This window comes from Amycolatopsis jejuensis (assembly GCF_000717335.1).
GTDB lineage: Bacteria > Actinomycetota > Actinomycetes > Mycobacteriales > Pseudonocardiaceae > Amycolatopsis > Amycolatopsis jejuensis.
Window position 1 is genome coordinate 39,814 of record NZ_JNYZ01000020.1, and the last position, 12,478, is coordinate 52,291.

General features: G+C 69.9%; 16 protein-coding genes. 5 read left to right on the forward strand and 11 right to left on the reverse strand.

What is annotated here, in order from left to right:
- Nucleotides 1–98: 98 nt before the first annotated feature.
- From OO71_RS26275 to OO71_RS26300, 6 genes are all read right to left on the reverse strand, one after another.
- Entirely contained in the window at nucleotides 99–545 is a 447-nt protein-coding gene (locus OO71_RS26275; RefSeq protein ID WP_051792202.1) for a transglycosylase SLT domain-containing protein, read from the reverse strand.
- Between the two features lie 165 nt (nucleotides 546–710).
- On the reverse strand, nucleotides 711–1,988 hold the full coding sequence (locus OO71_RS26280) for an MFS transporter (protein WP_051792205.1): 1,278 nt from the start codon (nucleotides 1,986–1,988) through the stop codon (nucleotides 711–713).
- Nucleotides 1,989–2,103: 115 nt separating this feature from the next.
- Nucleotides 2,104–2,406, reverse strand: a complete 303-nt coding sequence (locus tag OO71_RS26285) for a hypothetical protein (RefSeq protein ID WP_051792207.1) — start codon at nucleotides 2,404–2,406, stop codon at nucleotides 2,104–2,106.
- Between the two features lie 15 nt (nucleotides 2,407–2,421).
- On the reverse strand, nucleotides 2,422–3,255 hold the full coding sequence (locus OO71_RS47670; RefSeq protein ID WP_051792208.1) for an IclR family transcriptional regulator: 834 nt from the start codon (nucleotides 3,253–3,255) through the stop codon (nucleotides 2,422–2,424).
- Nucleotides 3,256–3,270: 15 nt separating this feature from the next.
- Complete coding sequence (locus OO71_RS26295; protein WP_033292575.1) at nucleotides 3,271–4,119, reverse strand: dihydrodipicolinate synthase family protein; 849 nt, start codon at nucleotides 4,117–4,119, stop codon at nucleotides 3,271–3,273.
- Entirely contained in the window at nucleotides 4,116–4,949 is an 834-nt protein-coding gene (locus OO71_RS26300; protein ID WP_033292576.1) for an NAD(P)-dependent oxidoreductase, read from the reverse strand. The genes OO71_RS26295 and OO71_RS26300 overlap by 4 nt, the downstream gene beginning before the upstream one ends.
- Nucleotides 4,950–5,140: 191 nt before the next feature.
- On the opposite strand from OO71_RS26300, the gene OO71_RS26305 reads away from it, so the two are divergent.
- From OO71_RS26305 to infA, 4 genes are all read left to right on the forward strand, one after another.
- Nucleotides 5,141–6,214: an LLM class flavin-dependent oxidoreductase gene (locus OO71_RS26305; protein ID WP_033292577.1), complete on the forward strand. Its 1,074-nt coding sequence runs from the start codon at nucleotides 5,141–5,143 to the stop codon at nucleotides 6,212–6,214.
- Nucleotides 6,211–7,533 carry an amidase gene (locus tag OO71_RS26310; RefSeq protein WP_033292578.1) on the forward strand — a complete coding sequence of 441 codons (1,323 nt, stop codon included), beginning with the start codon at nucleotides 6,211–6,213 and terminating at the stop codon, nucleotides 7,531–7,533. The genes OO71_RS26305 and OO71_RS26310 overlap by 4 nt, the downstream gene beginning before the upstream one ends.
- 174 nt (nucleotides 7,534–7,707) lie before the next feature.
- Nucleotides 7,708–8,466 (forward strand): GNAT family N-acetyltransferase, encoded by a 759-nt coding sequence (locus tag OO71_RS26315; protein WP_033292579.1) that lies wholly within the window; start codon nucleotides 7,708–7,710, stop codon nucleotides 8,464–8,466.
- Entirely contained in the window at nucleotides 8,456–8,677 is a 222-nt protein-coding gene (gene infA / locus OO71_RS26320) for a translation initiation factor IF-1 (protein WP_033292580.1), read from the forward strand. The genes OO71_RS26315 and infA overlap by 11 nt, the downstream gene beginning before the upstream one ends.
- On the opposite strand, the gene OO71_RS26325 is transcribed toward infA, so the two are convergent.
- Nucleotides 8,674–9,126, reverse strand: a complete 453-nt coding sequence (locus OO71_RS26325) for a hypothetical protein (RefSeq protein WP_033292581.1) — start codon at nucleotides 9,124–9,126, stop codon at nucleotides 8,674–8,676. The two genes, infA and OO71_RS26325, sit on opposite strands and share 4 nt — an antisense overlap.
- 177 nt (nucleotides 9,127–9,303) lie before the next feature.
- Between OO71_RS26325 and OO71_RS26330 the strand changes: the two genes are divergently transcribed.
- Nucleotides 9,304–9,786, forward strand: coding sequence for a flavin reductase family protein (locus OO71_RS26330; RefSeq protein ID WP_033292582.1), 483 nt, complete (start codon nucleotides 9,304–9,306; stop codon nucleotides 9,784–9,786).
- Here the strand turns inward: OO71_RS26330 and OO71_RS26335 are convergent.
- From OO71_RS26335 to OO71_RS26350, 4 genes are read right to left on the reverse strand one after another with little or no spacing between them, the layout of a single operon-like run.
- Entirely contained in the window at nucleotides 9,762–10,163 is a 402-nt protein-coding gene (locus OO71_RS26335; protein WP_033292583.1) for an SRPBCC family protein, read from the reverse strand. The two genes, OO71_RS26330 and OO71_RS26335, sit on opposite strands and share 25 nt — an antisense overlap.
- Nucleotides 10,136–11,293, reverse strand: a complete 1,158-nt coding sequence (locus OO71_RS26340) for an 8-amino-7-oxononanoate synthase (RefSeq protein ID WP_051792210.1) — start codon at nucleotides 11,291–11,293, stop codon at nucleotides 10,136–10,138. The genes OO71_RS26335 and OO71_RS26340 overlap by 28 nt, the downstream gene beginning before the upstream one ends.
- Complete coding sequence (bioB, locus tag OO71_RS26345; RefSeq protein ID WP_033292584.1) at nucleotides 11,290–12,285, reverse strand: biotin synthase BioB; 996 nt, start codon at nucleotides 12,283–12,285, stop codon at nucleotides 11,290–11,292. The genes OO71_RS26340 and bioB overlap by 4 nt, the downstream gene beginning before the upstream one ends.
- The gene (locus OO71_RS26350) at nucleotides 12,285–12,470 is read right to left on the reverse strand and encodes a tautomerase family protein (RefSeq protein WP_033292585.1); all 186 of its coding nucleotides are present in this window, start codon (nucleotides 12,468–12,470) and stop codon (nucleotides 12,285–12,287) included. The genes bioB and OO71_RS26350 overlap by 1 nt, the downstream gene beginning before the upstream one ends.
- Nucleotides 12,471–12,478: the final 8 nt, after the last annotated feature.

Below are 12,478 nucleotides of genomic sequence, written 5' to 3' on the forward strand. Positions count from 1 at the left end.
CTGCCTCGATGTATGCGCGATGCCCCGCCTGGTGATCCCGCGGGGCATCGTTTTTCGCGACCTCGTCATTCTATCCGGAAAACTGCCGCGCGCGCCACCTAAGCGGCGTTGATCGCCGCCTGTGCGCGGGCCATGTATTGCTGGTATGCGCCATTGTTGTAAGTCACCCAGGGCGACCAGTTGCCGCCACCCGAGGAAATCGTGTACGACGCCCGCGCGGCGGGGACCGGGTCGAATGCGGTGGCGTCGCTTACCTCGCCGTGCCAACGGGAATTGATCTGCCACAGCCCGCGATCGCGGCTGCAGTCGGTGTTGATGAGCACCGCGCGGGTCCAGCCGGAGCTCTCCGCGAGGGCCACGGCGATCGAGACTTGCCAGCCATAGCCCGAAAAACCGCCGGATCGGGCGGTGCGGGCGATGTCGACGTCGCTGAAATGGGTGCCGTCCAGAATGCTTTGCTGCGTACAATCCAGCGTCGCCACCGTGGCGGGACGCGTTCCTGCCGCGGCGAAAGACGCGGTGGAAAGGGAAAGAGTGACGGCCATTGCGGCCACGACCAGAGTTCTAGGGGACCGGATCATCGTCGAACCTCCCGGGGACAAGGTCATCTCAGGGAACGACGATCATCACGACGTGTCAATGGTCTGAACCAGTCCTGTCCGGAACCGGACATCCGGCCGGGGCCACGGAAACCCCGGCCGGACCGGTCCTCAGCGCCGGGCGAGCAAACCGGCCGTGCACAGGGCGGAAATCACCAGGCATCCCACGAGGTACCCGGTCACCGACCAGATCGTGCCGGTGGACTGCAACAGCCACAGCGCGATGATCGGCGGCAGCGCACCCCCGACCACGGTGCCCAGCTGGTAACCCATCGACACGCCGCTGTAGCGCACCTCCGCCGGGAACAGGTCGGCGAACAGCACCACCATCGGTGCGGTCACCGCAGCCAGGTTGAGCGCCATCAGCACGTACACCGCGATGACCAGCGCGAGGTTTCCGGACGCCAGCACCGCGAGCACGCACGGCGTCACCACGCACAGTGCGACGATGGCCGCGAGCGTCATGCGGGCCGGACCGAAGCGGTCCGCCGCCAGGCCGATCAGCAGGGTCGCCACGAGCATCGCGACCCCGAACACCACCACGACCAGGCTCATCTGCGCGGCGGTGAGCCGACCGGGTCCGACGCCGTACTTCTGGCCGAAAATGATGGCCGCGTAGAACGCCCCACCCGGGCCGAGGTAGATCGCCGCCGCGCGAAAGAGACTGCCGAGGTGGCTGCGCAGCACCGTGCGCACCGGCGACGCGGCGACCCGGTCCGCCAGCCGTTCGAACTCCGGCGTTTCCGCCACGCCCAGCCGGATCAGCAGTCCCACCACCGCGATCAAACCACCGGTGAGAAACCCGATCCGCCAGCCCCACGAGAGAAACGCGGTGGGCGCGAGCTGGGACAGGCCGAGAATCACCAGGTTCGACAGCACCAGTCCGGCAGGCGAAGCCGCTTGCACGACGCTGCCGTACCGGCCTTTGCGCGACGCTTGGGCGTTCTCCACCGCCATCAGCGCCGCGCCGCCCCACTCGCCGCCGGTCGACAACCCTTGCAGCAGCCGGAGAACGACGAGCGCCAGCGGTGCCCAGACACCGATCTGCGCGTAGCCGGGCAGGACGCCGATGAGTGCCGTGGCGAGTCCCATGAGGACGACCGTCACCACGAGCGTGTGCTTACGGCCGCGGCGATCGCCCATCGCGCCGAAGAGCACCGCGCCGAGCGGGCGGATCACGAAAGCCGCACCGAACGTCGACACCGAAAGCAGGACCCCGGCGAACCCGTCCGCCCCCGGGAAGAAAACCCGGGGGAAGACGAGAATCGCCATCGATCCGTAGAGAAAGAAGTCGTACCATTCCAGGGTCGTCCCGGAAAATGCGGCCAGCAGCGCCCGGCGCCGCTTGACCACGATTCCCGTACGCGCGTCTTCGATGCGAGTTTCCATGTCACTCCGAATGCTCGGACTACGAGGTGCGCCAGAGCATGCAGTACGGCGGCCCGCCCCGGAAACGCCGTTGCCGCATGCGCATCGGCCGGGAAACCCGCATCGAGGGAATCGATTACCCGTCGTATTCGACGTGCGCGCGGACCCGCCCGAGATCATCCGTCCAGCCGTGCCCGGACGCGTATTCGATCATTCCCGCGAACTGCTTTTCCCACTCCGGATCCGCGATTCCGGAACGGGTGCGCAGCTGTGCCGGATCGAGGAAGACGTGCTCTCCGTCGCCGTCCGGAGCGCCCAGCGGCCCGAGCGCGGCGGCCAGCGCGTCCACGGCCATCCGGGGCGCCTGCACGGACAACCGCTTGAGATCCCGTGCGTCCGCAATGGACACCGCACCGGAACCGGAAACTTCGATGATCACAGAAACCCTTTCCGTTCAACGAGCCTTGCTCTCCTCGGGAAGCGCGGGCCAGCCTTGGTACGGCACCGCGCTCACGGCCACCTCGGCCCGCATCTCCGCGGTGAGGTGCCGGGTCAATTCGGCCGCGGCCGACAGCAGCACCCGCACTGTCGCAGTGAGTTCCTGCTGATCGGCCATGGTCGGGCTCGTCGCGCCGAGGCTGGCGACCACGCGGTGCCCGGTGCTCCACACCGGAACCGCCGCCACCGCGCCCCGCTGATCGGACAGCACACCTTGCGAGAACCCGGCCTGCTTGTCCCGCGCCACCTGCTGCGCGAACGCGGCGCCGCGAGCCTCGTCCAGGCCGCTTTCCTTGATGATCTCCTGGATTGCGTACGCGTCGCTGCCGTACAGCAGCGCGCGGCCGGTGTCCGTGGCGACCACCGGGTACGTCATGCCGATGCTGTCGACGATCGGCCGCACGTGAGAGGGCGCGTCCGACCAGATGGTGACCGTCTGCACGCCTTCCCGCACCACGAGGAACACGCGGGCGCCGGTCATCGACACCGCCTTGCGCACCACCACGGAACCGAGCCGCATCAGGTGCTGGTCGGCGGCGCGCATGCCGAGGCTGTAGATCGCCCAGCCGAGCCGGTAAGTGCGCGTTTCCTCGTCGCGCACCACCAGCCCGGACTCCGCGAGGACCTTGAGCGCCCGCGACACCTGGGACTTGTCCGCGCCGAGTGCTTCGGCGATGCGGTTGTTGCCCCAGCCGTTGATGTCGTCCCGCCAGGCCGCGCGGCGCAGCAGGTTGAGGATGTCGAGCCCGCGCCGGAGCGTGCTCAGGTCGTGGGTCCGGGATCCGGCCATGGCGGGCACCACCGATCAGCGTCCGGCGACGAATGCCCGCACAGTTGTGACGAGCGACTTGACCGCCGAGCATAACTCTTCCGAAGCCGCGGATTGTGGGCTTCGCACCACAGTCGGCCAGTCACGCACCGCAGCGATCATGAGTTTCGACACCGCCGCCGACGTACCCAGCTCCGCGCCGAGCAGCCGGACGCTCTCATGCACCAGCTGCGCGAGCCGTCCGGTCGAGTCCGTGCCAGCGAGGTGCGCGCGGCTCGCCTCCGGGCACACGTTCGCCAGCGCCGAGGTCACCGCCGTCGCCCCGGCCGCCAGGTAGGCCGCACCGGTGTGCTCGCCGACCGTCCAGAACTCCACCCGGTCGCCCCACCGTTTGACCTGCCGCGCGAACTCCTCCGGCGTCGACAGCTCGTCCTTGACCCCGAGGAAGCCGGGTACCTCGGCCAGCGCGGCCAGGTACGGCTCGTCGATCGCCAGGAGCTTGCTGCTGTACACGACCGCGCTCAGCCCGGATTCCGCGGTGAGGACCCGCACGTGCTCGGCGAACGCAGCCGGTGACGGATGGACGTAATACGGCGGGTTGACCACGAGCCCGGCGCACCCGGCGTCCGCGGCGACCCGGGCCAGCTGCGCGGCTTCCCGCGTGGCGAACCCGATCGCCGCCAGGACCCGTCCGCCACCTGCGGTGGACGTGCGCATCAGCAGCTCGGACTCCTCGTCCGACAAGGCGTAGAACTCGCCGAGCCCGCCCATCACGCCGACGGTGACATCGGTGTCGCGGTAATGGGCCATCTGCCGCTCGACCGCGCCGACGTCGATCCCGGTGGAGGTGAACGGCGTCGGCATGAACGCAATCAGCTCCGTCATGCCAGTACCCCCTTGCCGATCGCTTGCGTGGCAAGGGAATCGCCGCATTCGGCTTGCGCCTTCCGGTACCAGTCCTCGACGACGTCCAGCAGGCCGGTCGGCAGCTTCAGCTCTCCCGCCAGCTCGCGGCAAAGCCGGATGTCCTTGATCATGTGCTGCACGGCAAAACCGCCTTCGAGCTCGTCCGCGGCCATGCGCGGCCACAACATGTCGGTGAGGAATCCGCGTGCGGCGCCCCCGGCCAGCACACCGTGCACGAGGTCCGGGGAAATCCCACTGCGGACCGTGAGCGCGTACGCCATTCCGAGGGCGCCGTTGATACCGGTGATCGCGGCTTGGTTGATCAGTTTCACCGTCTGCCCCGCGCCTGGACCACCGCAGACGTGCACCGTGCCGAACGCGTCCAGCATCGGCCGTACCCGCTCGATCGCGGCTTCGTCGCCACCCGCCATCACCGCGAGGGTCCCGGCGGCGGCCCCCTGCGGACCGCCGCTGACCGGGCAGTCCAGCGCCGCGAACCCGCGCTGGGCGGCCGTCGCGGCCAGCTCCTCGGCCAGCGCGGGACCGGTTGTCGACACGTCGACCAAGACCGCGCCGGCCGGGGCCGACTCCAGCAGCCCGCCGGGCCCGGTCCACGCGTCGCGGACCTCCGGCGGGCCGGGCAGGCAGGTGAACACGGCGACGACGTCCTTCAGCGCCTCGGCGACCGCGCGCGGGTCGCGGCCGGGCCGCAGCGACACGGCGCGGACCTGGTATCCGGCGGCTTCGAGCTGCCTGCTCATCGGGGCGCCCATCGCACCCATGCCGCTCCACGCGACGGCGTCGGTCATGCTGCCCTCCTGTCTGCGGGTCCGTCTCCGGGTCCGGAATCGGCAGTATTCGGCGCGGTTCCGGCCCGCGGACAGGACGGTTGTCACATCTGCAACGCGCGCCGCCGCTCGTTGCCGCAGTTGCATCGCGGCACCCGGGGCATCCGTGGCGGTCCTACGTTCCGGCAGCACTGCCAGCGAAAGGATCAGCCATGAAGTTCGGCATCGTCACCCAGGGCTACGTGCGCGAGGACGCCGACGAGCTCACCCGCGTCAAGCAGGTGGTGCTGGAGGGCCAGGCCACCGAACGGTACGGGCTCGACTCGTTCGGGGTCGCCGAGCAGCACTTCAAGTTCCCGACCAACACCACGAGCGCGATCGACGTCGTCCTGTCCTGGGTCGCGGCGACCACCGAGCGGATCCGGATCAAGCCCGGCGCGGTGATCCCGGCGCTGCGGCACCCGCTGGCCGTCGCGGAGAACTGGGCGACACTCGACACGCTGTCCGGCGGGCGGGTCGATTTCGCCGTCGGCCGCGGAAACACCCCGAAGACGGCCGACGCGTTCGAGGTCGCCATCACCGAGACCAACGCGCGCACGCTGGAGGCGCTCGAGGTGATCGTGAAGGCGTGGACCGAGGAATCCTTCGACCACCACGGCGAGTTCTGGAACTTCGACGACGTGCGCGTGACGCCGCATCCGGTGCAGAGCCCGCACCCGCCGCTGTCGCTGGCCGCGGTGAGTGTCGGCGCGTGTTCGCTGGCGGGCAGCAACCGGCTCGGGCTGATGGGCGCGGTGAACAACCTGGAGTGGCCCCAGGTCGAGGACCGCCTGCGGGCGTACCGCGAGCACTGGGACACCGGCAGCACGATCGCGGGCGCCACCCCGAACGCGGACATCACGATGTACGTGCCACTGCATGTCGCGCCGACCGCGCAGGCCGCGCGGGAGCAGGTGGAGTTCGGCATCGTCGAGTACACGAACCGCGCGATGAAGCAGGACCTGCGCAACCACGAGCTGACCTACGGCAACACCAAGGGCCTGGACACGACCGGCCAGTTCTTCGACAACTTCGACGGCCTGCTCGACCTCACCCCGCTGTGCGTCGGCACCCCGGACTACGCCATCGAGAAAATCCTCCGGCTGGCCGATTTCGGCATCGACGAACTGGTGTTCCACGTCGACTACGCCACCCACGACGAGATCCTGTCGTGCATCCGGCTGGTCGGCGAGGAGGTCGTCCCGGCGGTGAAGCAGGAACTGAGTGCAAAGGCGGTCGCCTCGTGACGGCGTTGCGTGCGCTGCTCGCCCAACTGCGGTCGGGGGAGGTGTCTCCGGCGGAGTTGATCGAGGAAACCGCACAACGGGTCGACGCGTTGCCACCCGAACTGAACCCCCTGGTCTCAGTCGACTTCGATCGGGCTCTTGCACAGCCCACAGCCGGGCCATTGTCCGGCCTTCCGATCGCCCTCAAGGACCTCGAGCCCGCCGCCGGCCTGCCCACCACCTACGGTGCCGCCTTCGTCGACCCGGAGACCCGCGCCGACGGTTCGCTCGCCGCCCGGCTGCGAGCCGCGGGCGCGGTGATCTGGGGAAAGTCCACGACCCCGGCGTTCGGCCACAAGGACGTCACCGACAGCCTGGTCTCCGGCGTCACCCGGAACCCGCTGGACCCCGCGCGGACGCCCGGCGGGTCGAGTGGCGGGGCGGCGGTGCTGGTGGCGACCGGGGTCAGCGTGGTCGCACACGGTACCGACGCTGCCGGTTCGGTGCGGATGCCCGCGGCGCTGTGCGGGCTCGCCGGGTTCAAGCCGTCGTTCGGACGGTTGCCGCGGGTGCCGTCGCCGGATCTCTGGGCTGCGCGCGGGCACCACGGTTTCCTCGCGCGCAGCGTCGACGACCTGCGGATCATCACCGGCGCAGTGGCCGGTGGCGATCCGCGCGATCCGATCGGCCCGTCCGACCTGGTGTGGGACGAACCGCCGCCACGCCGTCGCCGGGGCCGGGTTGCATTCGTGGAGAGCCTCTTCGGCCAGCGGCTGGACCACGGGGTCGCCGAGGTGCTGCGCAAAGTGGGCGACCGGCTGTCGAACGCCGGGGTCCCGCTGGAGTCGCCCGAGGTGTGCTGGGACAGCCCGATCGAGTGGGCCAACATGTGGCACGCAGCGAACGACCTCCACCACTTCGGCGACGCGTACCGCCGCACGCCGGAGCTGTTCTCGCCTTCGCATGCGGCGATCATCGAGGCCGGTGCAGAAGTGACGGTGGCAGATTTGTTCCGGGTACAGGAAAATCGCTCGGCTTTGCACTTGCGCGCCACGGAATTCTTCGAGGACTACGACTTCATCCTCACCCCGACCCTTCCCCTGCCCGCGTGGCGGCACGACGACGACCATCCGGCCATCAACGGCGAACCCGTCGCGCTGGGCCCGGGCGGACGGTGGGCGGACGTCCTGCTCGCCAATCTCACCGGCTGGCCCGCGATCTCGATCCCGTGCGGGGTCACGGACGGCCTGCCGGTGGGACTGCAGGTCATCGCCCCGTGGCGGGCCGACGGGCCGTGTCTCGGCTTCGCCTCCCAGCTGGAGGAAATCCTCGGCGGTTAATTCGGCGGACGGGAACCGCGCCGCCCGGTTACGGTTCCCGCGACCGTGACTCGACGCCAGGAGGTGAGCACCATGAACGCTGTTTCGATGTGGGTGCTCCCCGTGTCGTCACGGTCGGGCGACTGACGAAGGGGTTGCCGGGAGCGCGGTAAGCACTCCCGAAAGGTCAACCCCATGAACACTTTGCGCTTCACCGCGGGCGAACCCGCGGTGGAGATCACCCAGGTCGAACCGCGGCGGTGGCACGCGCTCGACGACGGCCGTCTCGCCGGGCGCGCCGAGGCCACCACCCGGCCCGACGGGCGGATCTTCCTCAGCGTCGACGCCTGGCACCGCTCGGTTTTCGACCAGCTCGCCCGCGCGATGCTGGCCGCTCTGCCGGAACCGGTGCACACGGTGGTCGACGAAACCGATCACGAACAGCTGGCCGCGTGGCAGCAGGCCGGGCTCACCGTCCGGCGGCGCGAGCGCGAGTACCTCGTACCCACCGATCCACCCCGCGCCGTGACGCCACCGGGAGTCACGATCGGGCCCGCTGAAGAAGGTCCGCTGCGCGAGCTGGACCGCGTCATCCGGGCCGAGGTCGAAGCCAGTGTCGGCTGGGCGGAGATGCCTGCCGAGGTGCTGCCGTGGCAGTCCGCTGACCTGCCGAAATACACCGTGGCCATCGAGAACGGCTACGTGGGCCTGATCCGGGTGGTCCGAGTGACCCGGGTGCCCCGGATCGGGCTGGTCGCCGTCCGCGCGGACCGGCAACGCCGTGGCATCGCCCGTGCGCTGCTGACCCACGCGCTCGGGGTCCTGCACGAAGCGGGAATCGAGACGGCGTACGCCGAAGTGAACGAGGCCAACGCAGCAGCAACGGCGTTGTTCGAGAGCCTCGGCGCCCGGCGGGGCGACGGCATCGTGGAGCTGATGCGCGATGGCCGGTAAGAACGGGATCGAAGTCGAGGGAACCGTCGTCGAATGCCTGCGGGACGCGCGGTTCACCGTCGAACTGCCGAACGGGCACCACGTCCTCGCGCACATCAGCGGCAAGATCCGGAAGAACTACATCAAGATCGTGCCGTACGACCGGGTGCTGGTCGAGCTGAGCCCGTACGACCTCACCCGCGGCCGGATCCTGTTCCGGTACCGCAACTAACGCCAGGCCGTTCCCGCCGGGCTCCCGGCGGGAACGGCCTGCTTCCCGGTCAGCGCGGCGATCACCGCGTCCAGGTCGTTGTGCCCGGCGAGCGCGGACAAGGTCACGCCGTCGGCCACTTCCACCGCTCGCATGTCCGCCAGCAGGCCCTGCAGGCCACCGACCGTGCCCACGTAGTTGAGGGTCGACGGTTCCTCCCCCGACGCCGCCAGCGCAGCCAGCGCCTCGCGATTGCCGGAGGCCAGCAACACGGGCAGGTCGACGATCACCGCGATCCCGTCGGGGTCCTTGCCCTCGCGGGCGGCCTGCGCCCGGTACAACGCGCGAAGGGCCTGCGCCTGCTGCAGATCCGCGGCCCGCACGCGCACCGGCGCCGCGGCCCCCTCGGTGACCTCGTGCCAATCGCTGCCGTCGACGAACACCCGCAAGGCGGGACGGGTACCAGACATGTGCGGGTCTCCTTCCGGACCGGATTCCCCGATGCTGCGCGAAATCCGGCCCGGACCGCAGAGATGTTGCCTTATCCGCGACACCGGCCGCCCGGCGTTGCACATACCGCCATTACCGCTTCCGCGCCGGAACGCGCGGCCTACCGTCGGACAGGCCCCTTCCGGAAAGGACCCGCGATGTCACTCGACTCCCCCGTCCGCGAATACCGGACCCTCTACGCCGGGGTGCCCGCCGGAGTCGCCGCAGTGTGCGCCGAACTCGGCGGCGCGCCCGACGGGATGGCGGCCAGCTCGCTGGTCCCGGTGTCGCTCGACCCGCCGCTGCTGTCGTTCTGCGTGCAGAAGACGTCGCGTACCTGGCCGCGGCTGCGGTACGCGCCGCATCTGGGCGTTTCGGTGCTCGCGCACGACCAGGAACCCGCCTGCGCCGCCCTGTCCGCCCGCGAAGGCGACCGTTTCGCCGGTCTCGCCTGGCACAGCCACCCGGCCGGTGGGGTGTTCATCCAGGGCGCCTCAGCGCATTTCGACTGCACGGTGGAACGCGAACTCGACGCGGGTGACCACCTGATCGTCCTGCTCCGCGTACACGATGGGCGCAGGGCGGATGTGTCACCGCTCATCTTTCACGACAGCAGCTACCGGACGATCGCGCGCACGTAATCCGGCAATCCCGCCACCGCCTCGCCGATCGCCGCATCGAACGCGCCGGCGAGGCTGTCCGGCTCGATTTCCGTGCTGTACACCACGATCGACTGCCGCGGACCGGTCTCCAGTACGTCCACGGTGCCGAGATGCCCGGTGATCGGCAGGTCGCCCCCGATCACGCGGTACTGCAGGCGGCGGCGCTGCGGATCGTGCGTCACCACGGCTTCGTCCAGCTTCGAGCCGTCGGCCAGGATCACCGTGCGGTGCCGCGTGTCCCCGGCGGACGACGCCATCGCCGGGAACCACGACGCGACCGCGGCGACGTCACCGACCACCTGCCAGACCTCGTCGGCGGAGGCGTCGATCAGGACGTGTGAACGAAGGGTGGCCATGACTGCTCCTCGGTGTGGTTGTGCAGGACGTCGCGCAGCACGTCCAATGCCGTCGCGATTTCCGGCGGGGTCAGGTCGGCGCGGGCAGTGAGACGGAGCCTGCTCGTCCCCTCCGGCACCGACGGCGGACGGAAACACCCGACCTGCACCCCACGCGCCGCACACTCCTGCGCCGCGGCGAATGCCCGTGCGGGATCGCCGAGCACGAGCGGCACGATTGCCGACGACGCGACCCGGCCACGGAGTGCCGCGAACGCTCCCGCTGCCCTGATCGCCGCGCCTCCCAAGGTCGGGTCCGCTTCGATGATTCCCAATGCTGCCAACGCACATCCTACCGCAGCAGGCGCGAGGCCGGTGTCGAAGATCATCGTGCGCGCGGAGCCGACGAGGTGCTCGATCACCCGCCGCGGTCCGAGCACGGCGCCGCCCTGCGCGCCGAGTGCCTTGGACAGCGTCATGGTGACCACGACCTCGTCGCCCGCCAGTCCGGCGGCTGCGACCAAGCCCCGGCCACCCGGTCCGCACACCCCCAGCGCATGCGCCTCGTCGACCACCAGCACGGCCCCGTGCCGACGGCACACCCGCGACAGTTCAAGTAACGGCGCGTGATCGCCGTCAATCGAATCCACACTTTCGGTGACCACGAGCGCATGCGGCGACCGGCGCGCAGCCAGCACCTCGCCGACCCGCTCGACATCGTTGTGTGGCACCACTTCCACCTGCGCCCGAGACAACCGGCACGCATCGATCAGCGACGCGTGGTTGGCACTGTCGGACACGACGAGACTGCCACGCGGGGCGAGCGCGGTGACTACGGCCAGGTTGGCCGCGTACCCCGACGAAAACACCAGCGCAGCCTCGGCACCGGCGAACTCCGCGAGGCGATCCTCCAGCTCGGCGTGCAATTCGGTCGTGCCGGTGACGAGCCGTGACCCGGTCGCGCCCGCTCCCCACGTCCGCAGCGCGGCCACACCCGCCTCGACCACCCGCGGGTCCCGCGACAGGCCGAGATAGTCGTTGCCCGCCAGGTCCAGCAGCGGGCCGCGTGCGGGGCGCGGCGTCAAGGACCGCCGCAACCCGGCCGCCTGCCGCTGAGCAGCGGTGGCATCGAGCCAATCGAGGGGGTTCATAGCGAACTGTTCAACGCCTTCAACGGCATCCGCAGATCCCCGAGCAAATCGATGTCCGCCGCGGCCGGGCGGCCCAGCGTCGTCAGGTAGTTCCCGACGATCACCGCGTTGATCCCGCCCAGCAACCCTTGCCGGGCACCCAGATCGCCCAGCGTCAGCTCCCGCCCGCCGGCGAACCGCAGTACCGTGCGTGGCATCGCCAGCCGGTACGCGGCCACCGTGCGCAGCGCGTCCGTGCCCTCCATCAGCGGCTGGTCGGCGAACGGCGTGCCCGGGCGCGGGTTGAGGAAGTTGAGCGGTACCTCGTCCGGCTCCAGTTCGGCCAGTTGCGCGGCGAATTCCGCGCGCTGGTCCAGCGACTCACCCATCCCGACGATCCCGCCGCAGCACACCTCCATGCGGTTGTCCCGCACGAGCTGCAGGGTTTCCCATCGCTCCTCCCACGTGTGCGTGCCGACTACCTGCGGGAAGTACGACCGCGCGGTCTCCAGGTTGTGGTTGTACCGGTGCACGCCCCATCCGGCCAGCCGCGCCGCCTGGTCCGGCGTCAGCATGCCGAGCGAGCACGCGATGTTGATGTCGACGGCGTCGTGGATCGCCTCGATTCCGGCGGCGACCTGGGTCATCAGCCGCTCGTCGGGACCGCGGACCGCGGCGACGATGCAGAACTCCGTCGCCCCGGTTTTCGCCGTCTCCTTCGCGGCCTCGACCAGCATCGGCACGTCGAGCCACGCCGCGCGGACCGGCGACGGGAACTGCCCGGACTGCGAGCAGAAGTGACAGTCCTCGGGGCAGCCGCCGGTCTTGAGCGAGACGATGCCCTCGACCTCGACCTCCGGCCCGCACCAGCGCATCCGGACCTCGTGCGCCAGCACCAGCAGGTCGTCCAGTTCCGCGTCCGGCAGGTCGAGGACCTCCCGGACCTGGTGCTGGGCAAGGCCTTCACCGCGTTCGAGCACCTGCTCGCGGACGGTCGCCAGAAGGTCCGCCATCAGCTGTCGGCGAACAGTCGCCCGGCGCGCGCCCAGTCCGCGGTGTCGACGTCGGCGAACACGATGCCGACCGACTCCGGGGCGCACTTGCCGATCCGGCAGATCTCGCGGGTCAGCACCTCGGCCAGCTCACGCTTCTGCTCGGTGGTGCGGCCGGGGAACCAGTCGATTCGCACGTGGGGCATGGGAAATC